This window comes from Mycobacterium sp. ST-F2 (assembly GCF_001905655.1).
GTDB lineage: Bacteria > Actinomycetota > Actinomycetes > Mycobacteriales > Mycobacteriaceae > Mycobacterium.
Genome location: NZ_JMHT01000063.1, coordinates 67996 through 86989, shown reverse-complemented (window position 1 = coordinate 86989; position 18994 = coordinate 67996). Strand labels below are relative to the sequence as shown.

General features: G+C 67.7%; 19 protein-coding genes. 9 read left to right on the top strand and 10 right to left on the bottom strand.

The genetic code is table 11. The features are described from left to right. Positions 1-22: 22 nt before the first annotated feature. Genes EB75_RS21840 through EB75_RS21830 form a run of 4 tightly spaced genes read right to left on the bottom strand, consistent with a single transcriptional unit; the run spans position 23 to position 3694 of the window. On the bottom strand, positions 23-1303 hold the full coding sequence (locus EB75_RS21840) for a hypothetical protein (protein WP_073697350.1): 1281 nt from the start codon (positions 1301-1303) through the stop codon (positions 23-25). Further along, positions 1300-1710 carry a hypothetical protein gene (locus EB75_RS21835; protein ID WP_073697349.1) on the bottom strand — a complete coding sequence of 137 codons (411 nt, stop codon included), beginning with the start codon at positions 1708-1710 and terminating at the stop codon, positions 1300-1302. Before EB75_RS21835 ends, EB75_RS21840 begins: the two co-directional genes overlap by 4 nt. Beyond that, entirely contained in the window at positions 1707-1874 is a 168-nt protein-coding gene (locus EB75_RS29400; protein ID WP_168176090.1) for a hypothetical protein, read from the bottom strand. Before EB75_RS29400 ends, EB75_RS21835 begins: the two co-directional genes overlap by 4 nt. Further along, on the bottom strand, positions 1871-3694 hold the full coding sequence (locus EB75_RS21830) for a hypothetical protein (protein WP_073697373.1): 1824 nt from the start codon (positions 3692-3694) through the stop codon (positions 1871-1873). Before EB75_RS21830 ends, EB75_RS29400 begins: the two co-directional genes overlap by 4 nt. A gap of 138 nt (positions 3695-3832) precedes the next feature. Here EB75_RS21830 and EB75_RS21825 point away from each other — a divergent pair, with 138 nt between their 5' ends. Next, positions 3833-4474, top strand: a complete 642-nt coding sequence (locus EB75_RS21825; protein WP_073697348.1) for a TetR/AcrR family transcriptional regulator — start codon at positions 3833-3835, stop codon at positions 4472-4474. A 62-nt stretch (positions 4475-4536) separates the two neighbouring features. Continuing rightward, on the top strand, positions 4537-7293 hold the full coding sequence (locus tag EB75_RS21820) for a helix-turn-helix transcriptional regulator (protein WP_083612492.1): 2757 nt from the start codon (positions 4537-4539) through the stop codon (positions 7291-7293). A 45-nt stretch (positions 7294-7338) separates the two neighbouring features. On the opposite strand, the gene EB75_RS21815 is transcribed toward EB75_RS21820, so the two are convergent. Continuing rightward, positions 7339-9042, bottom strand: coding sequence for a hydroxysqualene dehydroxylase (locus EB75_RS21815; RefSeq protein WP_073697347.1), 1704 nt, complete (start codon positions 9040-9042; stop codon positions 7339-7341). 98 nt (positions 9043-9140) lie between these two features. Here EB75_RS21815 and EB75_RS21810 point away from each other — a divergent pair, with 98 nt between their 5' ends. Further along, positions 9141-9590: a hypothetical protein gene (locus tag EB75_RS21810; protein WP_073697346.1), complete on the top strand. Its 450-nt coding sequence runs from the start codon at positions 9141-9143 to the stop codon at positions 9588-9590. Positions 9591-9593: 3 nt separating this feature from the next. Then, on the top strand, positions 9594-10166 hold the full coding sequence (locus EB75_RS21805) for a TetR/AcrR family transcriptional regulator (RefSeq protein WP_073697345.1): 573 nt from the start codon (positions 9594-9596) through the stop codon (positions 10164-10166). On the opposite strand, the gene leuA is transcribed toward EB75_RS21805, so the two are convergent. Beyond that, positions 10163-12001 (bottom strand): 2-isopropylmalate synthase, encoded by a 1839-nt coding sequence (gene leuA, locus EB75_RS21800; RefSeq protein WP_073697344.1) that lies wholly within the window; start codon positions 11999-12001, stop codon positions 10163-10165. The two genes, EB75_RS21805 and leuA, sit on opposite strands and share 4 nt — an antisense overlap. Before the next feature lie 249 nt (positions 12002-12250). On the opposite strand from leuA, the gene EB75_RS21795 reads away from it, so the two are divergent. After that, complete coding sequence (locus tag EB75_RS21795) at positions 12251-12751, top strand: hypothetical protein (protein ID WP_286150281.1); 501 nt, start codon at positions 12251-12253, stop codon at positions 12749-12751. A gap of 31 nt (positions 12752-12782) precedes the next feature. On the opposite strand, the gene EB75_RS21790 is transcribed toward EB75_RS21795, so the two are convergent. Then, positions 12783-13379 (bottom strand): nitroreductase family protein, encoded by a 597-nt coding sequence (locus EB75_RS21790; protein ID WP_073697343.1) that lies wholly within the window; start codon positions 13377-13379, stop codon positions 12783-12785. Positions 13380-13485: 106 nt separating this feature from the next. On the opposite strand from EB75_RS21790, the gene EB75_RS21785 reads away from it, so the two are divergent. Genes EB75_RS21785 through EB75_RS21775 form a run of 3 tightly spaced genes read left to right on the top strand, consistent with a single transcriptional unit; the run spans position 13486 to position 16935 of the window. Further along, positions 13486-14751, top strand: coding sequence for an aspartate kinase (locus EB75_RS21785; RefSeq protein ID WP_073697370.1), 1266 nt, complete (start codon positions 13486-13488; stop codon positions 14749-14751). A gap of 34 nt (positions 14752-14785) precedes the next feature. Next, the gene (locus EB75_RS21780) at positions 14786-15820 is read left to right on the top strand and encodes an aspartate-semialdehyde dehydrogenase (RefSeq protein ID WP_073697342.1); all 1035 of its coding nucleotides are present in this window, start codon (positions 14786-14788) and stop codon (positions 15818-15820) included. Between the two features lie 2 nt (positions 15821-15822). Further along, complete coding sequence (locus EB75_RS21775; protein WP_073697341.1) at positions 15823-16935, top strand: DUF4185 domain-containing protein; 1113 nt, start codon at positions 15823-15825, stop codon at positions 16933-16935. 1 nt (position 16936) lies between these two features. Here the strand turns inward: EB75_RS21775 and EB75_RS21770 are convergent, their stop codons facing one another. Both EB75_RS21770 and EB75_RS29630 read right to left on the bottom strand, forming a co-directional pair. Continuing rightward, positions 16937-17212, bottom strand: a complete 276-nt coding sequence (locus EB75_RS21770; RefSeq protein ID WP_073697340.1) for a barstar family protein — start codon at positions 17210-17212, stop codon at positions 16937-16939. After that, the gene (locus tag EB75_RS29630; protein WP_083612491.1) at positions 17209-17673 is read right to left on the bottom strand and encodes a guanyl-specific ribonuclease; all 465 of its coding nucleotides are present in this window, start codon (positions 17671-17673) and stop codon (positions 17209-17211) included. The genes EB75_RS21770 and EB75_RS29630 overlap by 4 nt, the downstream gene beginning before the upstream one ends. A gap of 162 nt (positions 17674-17835) precedes the next feature. On the opposite strand from EB75_RS29630, the gene EB75_RS21760 reads away from it, so the two are divergent. Then, positions 17836-18276, top strand: coding sequence for a hypothetical protein (locus tag EB75_RS21760; protein ID WP_073697339.1), 441 nt, complete (start codon positions 17836-17838; stop codon positions 18274-18276). 62 nt (positions 18277-18338) lie between these two features. On the opposite strand, the gene EB75_RS21755 is transcribed toward EB75_RS21760, so the two are convergent. Next, complete coding sequence (locus EB75_RS21755) at positions 18339-18956, bottom strand: TetR/AcrR family transcriptional regulator (RefSeq protein WP_286150279.1); 618 nt, start codon at positions 18954-18956, stop codon at positions 18339-18341. Positions 18957-18994: the final 38 nt, after the last annotated feature.

The following is an 18994-nucleotide window of genomic DNA, read 5'->3' as shown; positions in this document are numbered from 1 at the left end:
GGCGATGTCAAGGTTTCGGGCGTTAACCGCCGAAGAGCAGGTACAGCCCCGTAAAGGTGTAGCCGACCATCACCAGCATCATCGCCAGCTGACCGGTGAGCTGATGCCGCTTGGGCAGGATGCGCAGCGCGCAGTCATGCGCCGCGACCACGCCCGCGATATGCCCGGCCACCACGAACAACACTTTGGTCGTGGCCAGCACCGAAGGGTGCATGGACAGCACGTAATACACGTGCCCATCGGGCATTCCCAGGAGCTGGAAGACGGTCTGCTGACCCTTCTCGACGAGATAGGTCAGGTAGTGCGCGAAGACGTAGCCGATGACGATCGGGATGAGGGAGTGCGCCATCAGTCCCGGCAGCTGCCGGCGCCGGGCCCGGTCGACGCCTCCGGTGGCGCGGGCGGCGAGGCTGAACGACAGTGCGACCGTCGTGACAAACACCGCCAGCCCAACGGTTTTCAGCCCTGTGGCCTGCCAGGTGCCGCTGGAATGCGCCTCGACGAAACCACGCCAGGCCGGCGTCGCCGAGAAGCTGTCGAACGCCGTCGAGCCCAGCAATACCGCGAGCACCGTCACTGTCGCGGGCCGTACCGGCAATGTGGGCAGGTGATTGAACGGGTTGCCGACGGCGACCTGCCCATCGGCGTTGCGGCGCACCGGCGCGCACCGGGAGGCGACGACGCTGTACACCTCGAACGGGTCGGCGTGCGAGCACCAGCGGGTGCCGCACACGACCGCCCCGGTCAGCGTCACCGCAAGGTAGATCAACAGCCAGATCCGCACCGCGCCAACCGAACCCGGGTCGGGGCTGGCCAGCTCGAGCCAGACGAACGCGAACAGCCCGGCCGCCGCCGGCCAGTAGCCGAGCCGTGTGGGATACGCGTCCCGGCCCAGCCGCAGCAGCCGGGCGATGGTCCGCACCGGTGACAGCACCCGCCACACCGGGCCGAAAAGCACTGACAGCGCGACGATTCCGACCCACAACAGCACGTAGAACGCACCCGGCAGCGGGTTGCCGGACCCGGTGGGCCTGACGACGGATGCCACCGCGACCCACCCCGCGAACGCCAGGGCCAGCAGCCCGGCCGTCCACCGCGTGGCGGGCGCGTCGACGGCTGCCGTCACCCAGCGCGGCAACGGGCGTCCCGGCGTTTCCGGATCGAACCGCGGCTTGCGCCAGGCCAGTGCCACCACTGCGAAGGTGAAGGTCAGCGCCCATGCCGCGCCGATCAGGGCGTACGTCACGGGGATGGGCAGATCAGTCGATCCGCCCAGCCCGTGTGCCAGGACCGAAGAGGTCACTGCACCGTGATGGTGGCGACCGTCTTGTCCAGATGGTGCAGTTCGACGTCCACCTTGCCCGGCACGTCAACGGTGAACTGGAACTGCTGATCCTTCTCCGGCTTGACGTTGAAGGTGTGCTCGGGATTCGAGTGCACGTGCAGCTGGTCCTCGGTATCGCTGTTGACGCGGATGATGATCGGCTGGCCCCGCTTGGCCTGCACCTGCTGGTTGAGCGGCTTTGCGGTGCCGCCCGCGATGGTCAGGTCGACGTAGACGCGTGCCGGTGGGGCCTGCGGGTTGCTGAGTTGCGTTGTGGCCGTTGACGTGCCGCTCGAGGAGCTGCCGGCTGACTTGTCGTCGCTGCCGCAGCCGGCGAGTGCCAGGGCCACGGCGCCCACCGCGGCGAGCGTCTTCACAAAGGTCACGCGGAACCATCCTCATCGGTCGAATCTGTTGTCTGCGAGCCGGTTTCGTCTCCATGGGAGCGCCGGTCTTTCATGGCGACCCAGGCCACCACCCCGGCCACGACGAACGCGGGGGCAAACGCCGGCAGTGCCAACAATAGCGAGTGATCGGCGAGATAGGTCACGGCTGCCCGACGGGTTCCCTCGTCTCGGTGGCGCTGAACTGCTCGCGCGAATTGATCCGTCCCGCACCCCAACTCAGCAGTGCGATCAGGATCAGCGAGCACGCCAGCACGACCAGCGACGCTGCCGGGTACAGCCACGACGGCACGTCGAGGTTGCGTTCGCGCTGCAGGACCTTGATCTCCTCCATGAAGTCGCGCGTGGTCGAGAGCGCCGGCGTCTCCTCGGCGCCGATGCCCGGATCGGCGGGCAGGAAGATCGGCACGGCGGCCATGGTGCGTCCATCTTGCACGCGCAGCACCGTCTTCCAGGTACCCCATACCGGGATCGGGCGGGTGGAGCGGTAATGGCCGGGTCCGACCTGCTTGAGGTGGTCGACCACCAGGCCGCGGTCGTTGGCGAGCTTGCCCTGCCACGCCATCAACGTCACCCACTCGGGATTGTCGCTGATCAGGTTGGCCGGCGTGATCTGGATGTCGGCGTTCACCAGCCGCTCACCGGCCGGGCTCGGTGCTTCGCTGAGGGTGATCTGCGCGCGGGCGTGCTCCGGGACCGTGACATTCAGGCCATTGGTGACGGCGGCGCCGATCACCAGGACAGTGGCGACCACGATGCCGATACCGATCGGCCGCGCCGGCAGGCGCTGACCGGACAGCACGATGGCCAGCAGCGCGCCGCACATGCCCATGCCGATGGCGACGGGCGTCGACATCGTCAGCGCCTCGCCCCACATGCTGCTGGGCCATGGGGTGCGGAACATGGCGTCGACCCAGAACGATTCCAGCCACATGCCGACGGTGCCCACGCCCAGACCCGCGACCGCACCGAACAGGATGGGGCGGTTGGCCAGGGGCGTCAGCCCGATCAGTTCCACGAAGACGGCCGAGCCGAGGTAGAGCGCGAACCAGCTGTAGGGCGAACCGAGAATCGGCCCGACCGCCAGGATGACGAGGCCCCGGATGAACCAGGAGAAGGCGATGGCGCCGAAGGTGGAGAACCGTCCGAGCGTGAGCCGCGTGGCCACCAGCGACATGGCCGCGGCGGCGGCGATCAGCATGGGGTGCAGCACCAGCCGGAACTGCTCGACGCCGAAGTCGTATTCCACCGGGAACACCGACAGGCCGATCACCAGACCGCCGAAGGCCAGGTACGGCAGCACCTTGTTGCGGGCGGCCGGGGCGTCGGAGCCCATCGCGATATCGCCCTCGCGCTCGAGGAGCAACGTGGCGACCAGGGACAGCCCGGCGCCACCGATGAGCATCAAATGTGTTGGGCCCCAGAGGGTGACGTCCTGACCGAAGATGCGGTGCCAGATGTCGTCGAGCGGGAAGCCGATGAGTGCGTACAGACCGCAGCCGGCCATCAGCACGCCGCCCACGGGCGCGTACCAGGTTTTGGTGATCTTGATGGCGGCCGGGCCGGGTTTGTCGTACGGCAGGATGATCGACAGCGAGCCGGCGATGAACAGCAGGAACAGCCCGACCAGGATGAAGTAGTGCGCCGGGTTTGCCAGTGGGCCCGCGTCACGGCCCTTGCCGATGTGCAGGCTCACGTCCCAGATGAAGCCGAACATCGCGCAGATGATGGTCGAGATGAACAGCAGCGAGGGCAGCGCGACCCAGCTGGGCCGGTTCATCTTCTGACCGGCCTTGTCGGCCAGGTCCTTCAGCCAGGTGATGCGGCGTTGCCGATGCAGATAGCCGATCCACAGCAGCCCGGCGGTGATGATGCCGGTCGCGATGGACATCCCGAGAACCTGGTCGAGGGCGGCGCCCCCGCCTTCGGTTCCGGCCGCGGCCAGTACGGCGAGCTGTGCTGCCATGTTCCACCCCACTATGTAGATGAACCCTGAACCTTACTCGTCGGTAATATTGCCAGAAGACCGCGTTTGAAACCGGTGTCCGTCTTCCTTCTTCGGATTTTGACATCATGTGGCAGTCGGAGGGAGAGGTTGCGCCAGATGGCTGACGACGGCAGTGCGCCGCAACGTAGATACTCCGGCAGGTCTGCAGAGGAGCGCCGCGCTGATCGGCGGCGGCTGCTGCTGGACGCGGCCGAGGAGCTGTGGCGCGAAGGCGGGTTGACGTCCTTGAGTGTCCGGGCCATCGCGGCGCGCGCCAAGCTGACCGACCGTTATTTCTATGAGCAGTTCGCGGGGCTGGGCGCGCTGATCGGCGCGGTGATCGACGACGTGCTGGAGGGGCCTTTCGCCGCCATGCTGGCCGGTGGCAGTGCGCCCGAGTCGGCAAGTGTCCAGACCCGGCTGACGCTGGGGCTGGCCGGGTTCATCGAGCACGCCGAGGGCGACCCGCTGGCCGTCCGGATTTTCCTGACCGATGCCCGGCACATCGAGTCGGTGGCCGAGCACATCCGGATCGCGCAGCACCGCGTGGCCGCCGCGATCCTGGCATTGCTGCAGCCCGACCGGGACGCCGACCGGGAGAGCTTCGACGCCGCGCTGTTCTGCGTCGGCGGTGTCGCCACCCTGATCAACGAGCGTCTCCTCGACGACGTGAAAACCGTTACCGCACAAGACTTTGCGGCGCAGGCCGTCGGCTGGTGCGCCCGGGTGCTGCAGGTGACGGAGGGGTCCGGGGCCTGACTGGCCCAGGTGATCGCGTTGTTGGCCCTGCTGGAGGACCCGCCGGCTGTCATGATGACGGCGTGAGGCACGGTGCCATCGCTCGCCCCGAGGCGCAACGCGCCCTGGATGCCTTCGTCGACGACGTTCGCACCGGACCGCACGTCCTGGTCATCGAAGGCGACGCGGGTATCGGCAAGACCACCGTCTGGATCCAGGGCTGCGACACCGCACAACGCGGCGGACTGACGGTCCTGACGGCGCGCGTGGGTCAGGCCGAATCCGTGATGTCCTACGCGGCCCTCGCCGATTTGCTGGGCGCGGTGGACCACGCCGTCATCGACGCCCTGCCGGAACTGCAACGACTCGCCGTGCGCCGCGTACTCCTGATGGCCGACGACGGTGGCCCCGCTACCGATCAGCGCATCGTCGGGGCGGCATGCGTGGCTGTCCTGGAGGCGCTCGCTGCCGACGCGCCCGTTCTGATCGCGATCGACGACGTCCAGTGGCTCGACTCCGCAAGTCAGGCGGTCATCGCGTTCGCCGCGCGCCGCATCACCGGCCGGATCGGTCTGCTGGTCAGTGAACGCTGCGAACCCGGCAACGGCACCGCCCCCACGTGGTTGCAGGTCAACACCCCTGGGCGGGTGAGGCAATTGACCGTCACGCCGATGACCCTCGGCCAACTGCAGCTCCTGGTCTCTACCGAACTCGGACACTCGCTGCCGCGTCCGACCATGGTGCGAATCCACGAAGTGGCAGCGGGCAACCCCCTCTATGCGCTCGAACTCGCGCGACACGTGCCGTTCTCGGACAGACTGCCCGGCAGCCTCGCCGAGCTGGTGCGCCTGCGCATCGCCTCGATAAGCCCCGAAACCCGTGACGTTCTGCTGACCGCCGCGGCGGCGGGCGCACCGACGGTCGAACTGCTGGCCGCGGCGCACGACACCGGGGTGGAACAAGTGGTCGAGGCTCTCAAACCCGCCGAAGACAAGAACATCATCACCCTCGACGGACATCGCGTGCACTTCACTCATCCGCTGCTGTCCAGGGGCATCTACACCGGCGCCGTCGCTGCCCGGCGGCGTGCCGCCCACCGCGCGCTGGCCCCGCACGAGCCCCAGCTGGAGGTGCACGCCCGGCATCTGGCTCTGGCCAGCGTCAGTGCTGACAAAACCACGCTCGCCGCGCTGGATCAGGCCGCTGACTCGGCGCGTACGGCCGGTGCGCCGTCGACCGCCGCCGAGCTGCTGGAATTCGCGATCAGGCTTGGTGGCGACACCCCACTGCGGCGACTGCGCGCCGCCGGCGACTACTTCCAAGCCGGCGACACCGCGAACACCCGCGCCCTGCTCGAGCCGCTGCACCGCGAGCTTTCCGGTCCACTGCGTGCGATCGCCCTGAATCTGCTGGCGGCGATTCACATTTACGACAACGACTTCGCCACCGCTCGGCAGCTCCTCACCGAGGCGGCCGAGCACGCCGAAACGGCTCCGCCGCTGTTGGTGCAGACCCTGATCTCCCTGGCGTACGTCGAATTCACCGACGGCGCGGCGCCGGCTGACAGCTACGGACTGGCGCTCGAGCACGCCCGCAAAGCCATGGAACTGGCACTCATGATGCCCGGACGCTCACTCGCCGGCAGGGCGCTGGCGATGTGGGTACACACGAACTTCGCGTACGGGAACGGTGTCGACCAAGCGAATCTGCAACGGGCACTCGAACGTGAAGGCAGACACGACGACGTCGCCCTGCCGTTCAGTCCCTCGGGGGTGCGGGCATTGATCCTGGCCTGGACGGGAGAACTCGCCGAGGCACGTGAGCAGATGCGTCAAGTGCACCGGCGCTACCGGGAACGCGGCGACGACCGCAACACGATGGGCGTCACGGCGTACCAGGCCCTCATCGAGTTGTGGAACGGACAGTTCGGCGCGGCAACATCTTTCGCGGACGAAGCGGTGCAACAGGCAGATCAGCTCGGCGGCGGTCACATTGCGATCATTCCGCTGAGCGTCCGCGCGACAGTCAATGCTTTCGCCGGGCGGGAACAGTCCGCCCGCGACGACATCACCGTCGCGCTGGAGTTGGCCGATCAATGCGGCGCACCCCGAATGGCGGAGTGGCCCAACATGTGTCTCGGCTTCCTGGAGCTGTCTCTGGGCAACCCTGCCGCTGCGGTCGCCGCACTGGAGCCGCAGTGGACCCGGTTGGCGGAGCTGCCCGGCTTCGAGATCATGCACTGCTGGTTCCTGCCCGACGCCGTGGAGGCGATGATCGCGATCGGCAGGCACGACGACGCCGTGCCACTCATCGAGGCGCTGGAGGAGCGCGGCACACGCCTCGACCGGGCCTGGATGCTCGCTGCGGGTGCCCGCAGCCGCGCCCTGTGGTTGTCAGCCCAGGGTGAGGTGCAGGCCGCGCTGGAGGCTGTGCAACAGGCGATCACCCACCATCATCGGGTGGCAATGCCCTTCGAGCAGGCTCGGACCGAGCTTCTGCTCGGCCAACTCCAGCGGCGGACGCGCAGCAAGGGCGAGGCGTCGGCAACGCTGCTGACGGCGTTGACGACGTTCGAGCAGTTGGGGTCGCCGTTGTGGGTAGATCGGGCCCGAGCGGAGCTGGCGCGCACCAACGTCACCGGTGCCGGGAACCCATTGCTCACCCCGACCGAGCAGCGTGTCGCCGAACTGGCCGTCCAGGGGATGACCAATCGGGACATCGGCTCGGCGCTGTTCATCAGCCCAAAAACCGTGGAGGCGAACATGACTCGGATATACCGTAAGTTGCAGATCCGCTCGCGGGCCGAATTGGGCCGCAAGATGGCGCGCCTCGACACGTAAACCGCCAACAACCTGTAGGTGATGCAGGAGCGCTACCGCCGACCGTCAGTGCGGCCACCACCGCGCGGCTGTCAGCAGCGCGCGTGCCGCGAACCCGCCCGGCACCAGGGCGCCGTCGAGACCGACCGTCACCGGGGGTTTGGCCGGACCACGGCCGAGCCGCCACCGGATGCGGTCCAGCGCCCGGAACGGCCCCAGCACCGCCGGCTCCCGCAACTCCCAGACGCCACAATGCTTTTGGCTGGATCCGCTGGCTACGAGGATGCCGTTGACGGCGCGTCGGGCGGCTTCGTTGGCGGCCTCCATGGTGGCCAGGTCGGTGTGGGTCCGCACGAAATCCGCGGCGAGGAAGAAGTTCTTGATGGCAGTGCCGGCATCCGGCCGGTCCGCCCACGATCCGGAGGTGTTCACCAGCAGCGGCTCGGCGTTGACCGCCGGACCCGGATTGGGGAACGTGACCGCTGGGTCGATGAACCAGGCTTCGATGTTGTCCTCACGCAGGGACCCGTCGTCGATGGCGTCGGTGAGCTGCCCCCACACCTCGGTGCGGATCTCGTCGGGGGTGCAGGCTGCCGCCACCTTCCCGGTGCGCCGCCCGGGTCGCTGCCATTCCGAAACATCCACGGACAGAATGCCTCTGACGCGCCCGTTGCCCCGATCGGCGAGGTCGACGCCGGCCCAGAACTGTTGCTGTGAAATGGCGGTGAGGGCCCATTCCGAGTCGATGAACAGGGCGTGGCCGGGTTGCAGCGGCACATCGTGTTTCAGATAGAACATCACCCCGTTCATCCACCTCGTCACGAGGCGTGGCAACCGGGCCAGCCGGGGGTCGGCGGCCCGCAGCTCGGGGGACAGCAGTTCGCACAGCCGCTCGACCGGCATCGCCGCGATGTAGTAGTCCGCGGTGACAGACTGCGGCCCGTCCGGCCCGTCCACCGTGACGCCGGTGATTGTGCCGCCATCGCAATGGATTCCGGCCACCCGGTGGTCGGGGCGCAGTGTGACGCCGGAGCCCCGCAGGTGGTCGATCCAGGGATCGATCCACACCTCGCTGGTGGGACCGTCGAGTACCCGGTCGAGGCGACTGTCGATGCGGGCCATGTCGAACATCAGTTGGCACAGGATGGACCCGCCGGTGCGCGCCGACATCTCCCGCGCCCGGGCCGCGACCAGCGTGCGGGTCATCCCGTCGGCGAGGAACTTCCGGTAGGTCTCCGAATGCTGTTCCGCGCCAACGAATTCCCACCAGCTCTGCTTCTCGTACTGGCCCAGCCGGCGCTCGTCGCACGCGGTCATCAGGCCCAGTAGGCGATTGGCGAAGTCGGCCAGCTCGGCCGGGGACAACCCGACCTGGGTCGCGAATCCCCACATGAACCGCACCACGGTGGCGAGGTCGTCGATCGAGGCGGGCAGCTTGGCGGGCGCGATCAGCTCGGCGCGACCGCCGGACTGTGCCATCAGGATCCGGGAGGCCTGGACGAGGTGCCGGTCGGCGGTCGTCGCACCCGACGGTATCCGCGCCATGGTGTCGATGACATGGCGGTAGAAACCGGGGAAGAATCGGAAGCCGTGTTCGGCCGGGAGGTCGGCGCGGCCGTCGGTTCCCGACCCCGGGACCGGTATGGACCGGGCCTTGCCGCCGAACACGTCCCTGGCTTCGTACACCGCCACATCGAAGCCGCGCTCGGCCAGTTCGTGAGCCGCGCTCAGTCCACCTACGCCGCCGCCGAGCACCGCTACCGATGTCACGGGCCGACGATACCGTCCACCGTCGCGCGTCCCACGGTTTTGCGGCCGCATGCAGCCGGCTCTTGTAACCACTACGTCCGTAGTGATAGCGTCAGCTCATGACAACCACTACCGATGTAGTACATCGATCTTTCCGGCAGCTCTTTCGTGACCGCGGCTACTTCTTCCGCGAAGCGGCGATGCTGACCATCGCCATGGGCGTCTGCCTGCACCTGTTTCGCGTCGTCTATGGCGACGCGGCCACGTTGCGGTACGCCGTGACTCCGCTCACCGATGCGATCCTGCTGGTGCCGATGACCTATGCGGCGGTCACCGGCATCCTGGCCCGGCCGCGCATGGTGTTCGTCAACCGGCCGCACCTCATCGCGGTGACGGCCGCCATCGCGTACATCAGCGTGAGCGTCCCGCTACACCTGTACGTGCTGCTGGTCCTGAAGGACGTCTCGTTCTATGTGGGTATGGCCGGGCCGTGGTTCAGCTATCTGCTGTTGTGCGCCGTCTACCCGGTGTTCTTGGCGATGCTGTGGCGGGTGCGGTACAAGAACTGATCAATGGCTCCCAACCCTGAACGACGCGCCCAACTTCTCGATGCCGCCATCGAGGTGCTGGGCGACGTCGGCGTCGGCGGCTTGACGCACCGCGCCGTCGACGGCAGAGCCGACCAGCCGGCGGGCACCACGTCCAACTACTTCCGCACGCGCGGTGCGCTTCTCGAGGCGACGGCGCAGCGCATCGTCGACCTGCAGTCGCAGTACGTCGGCACCCTGCAGGCGCGCCTCGGACCACTCACCCGCGACACCCTGGCCACCCTGATGACCACCATGGTCTCCGACCTGGGCGGGGCCAACGGCCGCCGGCAGCTGGCCCGCTACGAGCTGTTCAACGAAGGCGTACGCCGCCCCGAACTCAGGCCGCTGATCGCTGAAATGCAATCGGGTGCACTGCGTTTCGCGCGGATCATCCTCGAAGCGGCAGGTCTGACGCCGTCCGATGAGCAGGTCGGTGAGATGGCGCGATTGCTCAACGGACTGGCCTACAGCAACCTGACCTATACCGCGGACCAGCCGGGTCGCGAGGACCTGGCCGGTCTGATCGAGCGGCTGCTGACGACGGTCTTCGGTTAGCCCCGCGCGGCCCGGTTCACCGCGGAGACGACGGCCCGCAGCGACGCCGTGGTGATCGACGGCGCGATGCCGACGCCCCACACCGTCTTGCCGCCGATCGAGGCCTCGACGTAGGCCGCGGCCTGCGCCTCCTCGCCGGCCGACATGGCGTGCTCCGAGTAGTCCAGCACGCTGACGTGGAAACCGACGGCGCCGATCGCGTCGATGAACGCCGCCAGCGGGCCGTTGCCCGCACCGACGATCTCGCGCTCTTCACCGTTGATCTTGACGATGGCGGTGATGGTGTCGGTGCCGCCGTCCTCTTCGGCCGCGTCGACCTTCTGCCGCATACGCTCCAGCGGGGTGATGGGCGTCAGGTACTCCTCGTTGAAGACGTCCCACATGACCTTCGGCGAGACCTCGCCGCCCTCACCGTCGGTGAGCTTCTGGATCGCCTGGCTGAACTCGATCTGCAGCCGGCGCGGCAGCACCAGCCCGTGGTCGGCCTTCATGATGTAGGCGACGCCGCCCTTGCCGGACTGCGAGTTCACCCGGATGACGGCCTCGTACGTGCGGCCGACGTCCTTCGGGTCGATGGGCAGGTACGGCACCTGCCACAGGATGTCGTCGACGTCGGCGTCGGCGGCATCTGCGTCCACCTTCATCTGGTCCAGACCCTTGTTGATGGCGTCCTGGTGGCTACCGGAGAAGGCCGTGTAGACCAGGTCACCGCCGTAGGGGTGCCGCTCGGCGACGGGCAGCTGGTTGCAGTATTCGACGGTGCGACGGATCTCGTCGATGTTCGAGAAGTCGATCTGCGGGTCCACACCGCGGCTGAACAGGTTCAGGCCCAGCGTCACCAGGCAGACGTTGCCGGTGCGCTCGCCGTTGCCGAACAGGCAGCCCTCGATGCGGTCGGCGCCGGCCAGGTAGCCCAGCTCGGCGGCCGCGACGCCCTCGCCGCGGTCGTTGTGCGGGTGCAGGCTCACGATGATCGAGTCGCGCGGCGCCAGGTGCCGGTTCATCCACTCGATCGAGTCGGCGTAGACATTGGGCGTGGCCATCTCGACGGTCGCCGGCAGGTTGATGATCAGGGGCCATTCCGGGGTCGGCTTGATGACGTCGGCGACCGCGTTGCACACCTCGACGGCGTACTCCAGTTCGGTGCCCGTGTACGACTCGGGGGAGTACTGGAACCGCCACTGCGTGCCCGGGTACTTCTTGGCCTCTTCGATGCACAGGGCGGCGCCGTCGGTCGCGATCTTCTTGACGGCCTCGCGGTCGGCGCGGAACACCACGCGGCGCTGCAGGATGGACGTCGAGTTGTAGAAGTGCACGATCACGCGCGGGGCGCCGTCGCAGGCCTCGAAGGTGCGCTCGATCAGTTCGGGCCGGCATTGCGTCAGCACCTGGATGGTGACGTCGTCGGGGATGGCGCCCTGCTCGATGATCTCGCGGACGAAGTCGAAGTCGGTCTGGCTGGCCGACGGGAAGCCGACCTCGATCTCCTTGTAGCCCATGCGGACCAGCAGGTCGAACATCCGGCGCTTGCGCTCGGGGCTCATGGGGTCGATCAGGGCCTGGTTGCCGTCGCGCAGGTCGACCGCGCACCAGCCGGGGGCGACGGTGGCGACCTTGTCGGGCCAGGTGCGGTCAAACGGGATGTTCGCGGTACCGAATGCCGGGCTCCCGCCCGGCACCTCGTCACCGAAGCTTCGGTACCGGCTGACCGGCATCGACGAGTTGCGCTGCGTGTTCCACGAGGGCTGGCCGTCGCGGCGCGGCCCGGTCGGGGTGGTGATGGTGCGTACCGACGAGAAGGAGTCGGCAGAAGAATCGGGAGAGTAAGTGGTCACGGTTTTTTGCTCCGGTCTGTCTGGATGGGACCTTGAAGGTCAGGACCGGCACATCTCAAACACCCGCGACGGGAGGCCGGTCGGATCAGACCCCGTCGCGGCGTCCGAGGAGGAGCACCCGCGCGATAAACACCACTGGTGAGTTTACTCCGGCCGACCAGATCGCCAAAACCCGGTCGCCCGGTCCCATGCCAAGTCCCTGGCCAGGAGCAATGGGCGCGGCGCACCCGGTGCCGATACAGTTCGACCGTGTTGACACGATGGTTGTTGAGCCTGGACCGCAGCTGGAAGATCGGCATCGCGGTCGCGCTCGCCGTCGTCATCGGCCTCGTGGTGTGGCAGACCGAATTCCGCGGACCGACACCGGAATGCAAGCCGGTGCGCGACATGCTCGACTACAACAAGGCGCAGGCCGCGCAGATCGAGTCGAAGATCGACAAGAACGGCAACGGAGTCCCGACCATCGCCGAGGAGACGGCCTACCGGGCCTGGGCCGACGGCATGGCCGACCGGGCGCAGAAGGTCACCGGCGACAAGGTGGCGGTCCATGCGGTGCAGCTGGCCACCCTGGCCGGGCAGTTCGCCTCGGCGCTCGACGCCTACCGGATCGCGGCCCAGGGCCGCGCGCCCGGCGCGCCCGCACCGACCGAGGCCTACCAGCTGTCGGCCATCAATGCGCAGATCACCGACGAGATGAAGGCGCTCACCGACGCCTGCCCGGCGCAGCGGAAGCTGACCGACATTTTCTAGCTACGAGCGATTTGTGCACGATTTTCCGCGCTCACCGCGGATTTTCGTGCACAAATCCCCGTAGAACGACCTGGTCGAGCGGCAGCCGCTCGCGGGGCCTGCCGTCGCGTTCGGTGATCTCGGGACCGGCCTCCGAATAGTCACCGAGGGTGCCGACGGCGATGACCATCAGCGGGCGCAGGGTTTCGGGCAGCTCGAACGCCGCGGCGGCGCCGGGCACATCGAACCCGGCCATCGGGTGCACGATCAGGCCCCTGGACACCGCCTCGACCGACAGATTGGCCATCGCCGAACCGGCGTCGACCTTGCTGTACAGCGCGGTCTTCTCGTCGGGCCCCTCATCGGAACAGAGCAGGATCAGCGCCGACGCGGCCTGCGCGTAACTGTTACCGCGTCGGAGCAGGCCGCTGAGAGTGATGAAGGTCTCGTCGCCCCGAAGACCCACGACGAAGCGGACGGGTTGGCGCCCGCCCCAGGTGGCCGCCCACCGCGCCGCCTCCAGTAACGCCGTCAGATCCTCGTGCGGCAGTTCGGCATTGGGGTCGAAGGCGCGCGGACTCCAGCGGGCGGCGATGTCGGGATGGATCGGGACCGACGTCGCGGCGAGTCGATCAGGCGTGCGGTGCACGTCTGCCAAGCTACCGGGCAACAAAAACCGGTTCGTGCCTCCCTTATCCTTGTGGGCAGCATTGATGCGAATGCTTGCTGCCAATTCAGAGAAGGAAACGCGAACAGTGGCGCTCGTCGTCCAGAAGTACGGCGGATCCTCGGTGTCGAACGCCGAGCGGATCCGTCGAGTCGCCGAACGGATCGTCGAGACCAAGAAGGCCGGCAACGACGTCGTCGTCGTGGTCTCGGCCATGGGCGACACCACCGATGATCTGCTGGATCTGGCCCGCCAGGTGTCCCCGGCGCCGCCCGCCCGTGAAATGGACATGCTGCTCACCGCGGGTGAGCGCATCTCGAACGCGCTGGTCGCCATGGCCATCGAGTCGCTCGGCGCGCAGGCCCGGTCGTTCACCGGCTCGCAGGCCGGCGTGATCACCACCGGCACCCACGGCAACGCCAAGATCATCGACGTCACCCCCGGCCGCCTGCGCGACGCCCTCGACGAGGGCCTGATCGTGCTGGTCGCCGGCTTCCAGGGTGTCAGCCAGGACAGCAAGGACGTCACCACGCTGGGCCGTGGTGGTTCGGACACCACCGCCGTGGCGCTGGCCGCCGCGCTGAACGCCGACGTCTGCGAGATCTACACCGACGTCGACGGCATCTTCACCGCCGACCCGCGCATCGTCCCCAATGCCCGCCACCTGGACACCGTCTCCTTCGAGGAGATGCTGGAGATGGCGGCCTGCGGAGCCAAAGTGTTGATGCTGCGCTGCGTGGAATACGCCCGCCGCTACAACGTTCCGATTCACGTCCGGTCCTCGTACTCCAACAAGACCGGCACCATCGTCAAAGGATCGATCGAGGACATCCCCATGGAAGACGCAATCCTCACCGGAGTCGCGCACGACCGCAGCGAAGCGAAGGTCACCGTCGTCGGTGTGCCCGACGTACCGGGCTACGCCGCCAAGGTGTTCCGCGCGGTCGCCGATGCCGACGTGAACATCGACATGGTGCTGCAGAACATCTCGAAGGTGGAGGACGGCAAGACCGACATCACCTTCACCTGCTCGCGCGAGAACGGCCCGGGCGCCGTCGAGAAGCTGACCTCCCTCAAGGACGAGATCGGTTTCTCGCAGGTGCTGTACGACGATCACATCGGCAAGGTGTCGCTGGTCGGCGCCGGCATGCGCAGCCACCCCGGCGTCACCGCCAAGTTCTGCGAGACGCTGGCCGAGGTCGGCGTCAACATCGACCTGATCTCGACCTCCGAGATTCGAATCTCGGTGCTGGTCAAGGACACCGAGCTGGACACGGCCGTCGCGGCGCTGCATGAGGCCTTCGGCTTCGCCAGCGAAGAGGCAGCTGTGGTGTACGGCGGGACAGGGCGGTAAGTCGTGGGGCGAGCGAAGCGACGGGGTAAATAACATGGTGAACATCGGTGTGGTGGGCGCGACCGGTCAGGTCGGCCAGGTCATGCGCAAGCTCCTCGAGGAACGCAACTTCCCGGCGACGTCCGTGCGCTTCTTCGCCTCGGCGCGGTCCGAGGGTAAGAAGCTGACGTTCCGCGGCCAGGAGATCGAGGTCGAGAACAGCGAGACCGCCGACCCGTCGGGTCTGGACATCGCGCTGTTCTCCGCCGGCGCGACCATGTCGCGGGTGCAGGCGCCGCGCTTTGCCGCCGCCGGCGTCACGGTGATCGACAACTCGTCGGCGTGGCGCAAGGATCCCGATGTGCCGCTGGTGGTTTCGGAGGTCAACTTCGACCGCGACGTCCGCGGCAAGCAGCTAGCCAAGGGCATCATCGCCAACCCGAACTGCACCACCATGGCCGCCATGCCGGTGCTCAAGCCGCTGCACGACGAGGCCGGTCTGACCCGGCTCATCGTGTCGAGCTACCAGGCGGTGTCCGGTTCGGGGCTCGCCGGTGTCGACGAGCTGGCCTCGCAGGCTCGCGCCGTGATCGCCGGCGCTGAGGAACTGGTGCACGACGGATCGGCGCTGGAGTTCCCGGCGCCCGTGAAATACGTTGCGCCCATTGCCTTCAACGTCATTCCGCTGGCCGGCTCACTCGTCGACGACGGCTCGGGTGAGACCGACGAAGACCAGAAGCTCCGCAACGAGAGCCGCAAGATTCTCGGTATCCCGGAGCTGGCCGTGAGTGGCACCTGCGTGCGCGTGCCGGTGTTCACCGGACACTCGCTGTCGATCAACGCCGAGTTCGCCCAGCCGCTTTCGGTTGAGCGCGCCCGCGAGCTGCTGGCCGACGCGGCCGGGGTGTCCCTGGTCGACGTGCCGACGCCGCTGGCCGCCGCCGGCGCCGACGACTCCCTGGTGGGCCGCATCCGCCAGGATCACGGTGTGCCCGACGGTCGTGGCCTCGCACTGTTCGTCTCGGGTGACAACCTGCGAAAGGGCGCGGCGCTCAACACGGTCCAGATCGCCGAGCTGCTCGCCCGCTGATTTTGCGGGCGGCCACCGCGTCTGTCGTGGCGCTGGCGCTCGGGCTGGTTGTGCCGACGGCGCAGGCGGACCCGCCTGCGCCGGTGCCCACACCGGTGCTGCGTCCGCTCGTCGTCGGTGAGGTGACGCGGATCGGCCCGGTGGCCGGAACCGGCACGCCGACAGCCGATTACGGCATCGGGGCGACCGATCTCTGCGAGTTCATGGAGTTCCCCAGCGGCATCCTGCAAATCTGCGGCGACAGCTTCGCGGGGCAGGGTGTCGGATTCGGCGGCTGGTATGCGCCCGTCGCGTTGCACGTCGAGACCGACTCCATCAATTCACCGGACGGCCTGCGGTACCGCGGTGTCATGGGCATCGACAAGCCACTGTTGGCCGACCCCAAAGTTTCTGGCACGTCTCAACTTCCGGCCGGGGTGGTGAACATCAACCGGGAGAACTACCTCCTGATCACCACCACACGCGACCTGAAGCCGGTGAGTTCGCGTTTGGTCAAAGCGGATCCGTCGCGTGGGAGTTGGCCGACGGTGCCGGGGTCGGTGCGGCCGGCCGGCTACGCCGGGGGAGCGCAGAGTCAGATCACCGGTTACTACGACCCGGTGCCCACCGCGGACTCGTCGCGAGGCTGGGTGTACATCGCCGCCAACAACTTTGATCGCAGCAGCCCGACTTTCCTCTACCGGGCGACGCCACAGTCCTTCACCGACCGGTCCAGCTGGCAGGGCTGGTCTGCCACCGCGGGCTGGGGCAAGGCGCCGACCCCGTTGTGGGGCGACCTGACCGGTGAGATGAGCATGAAGCAGGTCGACGGCAAGACGGTGCTGTCCTACTTCAACAGCAGCACCGGCAACATGGAGGTCCGCGTCGCGAATGCGCCGACGGAACTCGGCGCCGCGCCGGTCACGACCGTTGTCGTGGCAGGCGGCTGGCCGGAGCAGGCCGACGAACTGCCTGAGCCGCAAGACAATCAGCTGGCGCAGCCCTACGGCGGCTATATCTCCCCGGGTTCGACGCTCGACGAACTGCGCATCCTGGTCAGCCAGTGGAACACCAAGCCTCGCGACACCGCGCCGTACCGCGTCATCCAGTTCGCGGTGAATCCGGTGAAGCCCTAGGTCAGCGCAGCACCAAGTCGATTCCGGCGCTGTCGAACACGTCGAGCAGCCCGGTCCAGGTGTGAGAATCCAACGCCTTCTTGGCTTTTGCACTGTCGGTCAGCACGAAGCGGAACGGCTCGTCGTCCGGGGTGCCGTAGCTGCCGCCGAGGCAGTCGGCCAGCGCGTCGAGATTGCTGCCGAAGTAGCCGCCCGCGCCGTTGACAGCGTGGCCCAACTCGGTGAAAAGGTCTGCGCGGGAATGGATTCGCGCACCACGCACCGTGAAAGTCTTCACGCTCCTCCGATCTGGCAGAACGTCTCGTAGTGGTCGCCGGTGTAGTAGAACTCCGGCGGGCTGGTCGGCGGCTCGCCGCCGGTGATGACTCGTCGTGCGCCGCGGGTCTTCGCGCCGGGCGTCGGCACCGTGTACTCGTGGTAGTACCCGCGCTGCTGGTTCGGCAGCCGGCGCTCGAAGTTGCCGAACACGATGCCGTCCCGGTCGTAGGGGAACGGGCCGCCGCGGTGGATCAGGTTGACGGTCGTGGTGGCCTCGGCCGGCAACGACGACAGCTGGCAGACGGGTAGCCCGGACTTGCTGCGGGTGGTTGTCGACGGGGTGTGCGAGACGGCGGTCGGCGACGCTGTCGGTGCCGGCCCGGTGAGGGTGGCCGACTGCTTCGCACACGCCGGAGTGAGGGTCAGCAGCAACGCGGTGCCGCAGGTGAGGACAACGGCGCGCAGGGTGGTTCTGGACATCGCACCTTTTCTGCCGCGTTCTGATATCGGAGCTTCGGCCGGCCCCCAAAGCCCGGCCGATGCCCCGGTACACAGGCCACGCTACCGCGTCCGAGCGGCTCATAGCTGATTCTTACGCGCAACCTAGCCACCGCAGTGGTTGCCGCATGGATTATCGATGACATGAGTGACGACACCCCGAAAGCGAACCCCGAGACGCCGGACACCCCGACCGACTCGTTCCCGCCCGTTCCCGCAGCTACCGCGGTGGCGGCCCCCGCCGCGCCCGTCGCGCCGGCCGCAGAGCCGAGAACCAGCAAGCTCAACAAGGTGCTGGCGTGGGTCGGCATCGTCGCCGGCATCGTGTTCATCGTCGCGACGATCTTCTTCTCCGGTTTCATCCTCGGTGCGCATTCGGGCGGCGGTCATCACGGCGGCTGGCACAAGCACCACCGTGGACAGGACATGTCGGAGTTCCGCGAGGGCCGCCACGGCCCGGGCGGCGGCATGTGGCACCCGATGTTCCCGGGCGGCCCCGGTTGGCAGGGTCCGGGCGGTCAGGGCCCCGGCGGTCCCGGCCCGCAGGCCCCCGGCCAGCCCGCCCCCACTCAGCCTGGCCGCTGACCGAACCAGTCCTGCATCAAACGAGAGGCCGTGCCCGATCAGGGTGCGGCCTCTCGTCTTTCCTAGTCCTGCCCGTCGGTCGCCGTGCGGTTGGCCGCCGCTGCCCGATACCCGGTGGTCAGCAGTTCGACCATGCGCTCCTCGAGCTCGGCAGAGTCGTCGTCGGCGGCGATGGTGGTCAGGTACATGGCGGCACCCGCAGCCATGATCAGCACGGCGCGCGCGTCCAGCTCCGCACTGTGCCGTTCCTCGGTGGTCTGTGCTCCGACGTCGTCGGCGAACAGCTCGACCGCCGGCCCGGTGAACCGATTCCACAGCGACCGTCCCAGTGTCTTGTCTTCGAGCAATGCCAGGGTCAGGTCGGGCGCCGCTGCTTTCATGTCCGGGCGGTTGAACAGCGCGCGGCTGCCCCGGACGACGAAATCAATCCAGCCGTAGACATCAGTGCCGGCGAACGGCGTCAGATCAGGTGTCACACCCATGACCGCATCGACGACCAACGCTGCCTTCGATGGCCAGCGCCGGGCCAGGCTGGCGCGGGTGACGCCGGAGCGCTGCGCGACGAGGCGCATGCTCAAGTCCTGAAACCCGCCCTCTGACAGGAGCTCTCGGGTCGCGGTGAGTACGCGATCGTCGATGCTCGAGTCCCGCGGCCGACCGGGGCCTGACTGACTGCTCACGGGTCCATCATCACAGCACCTGAGTAGGGACAGGGTCA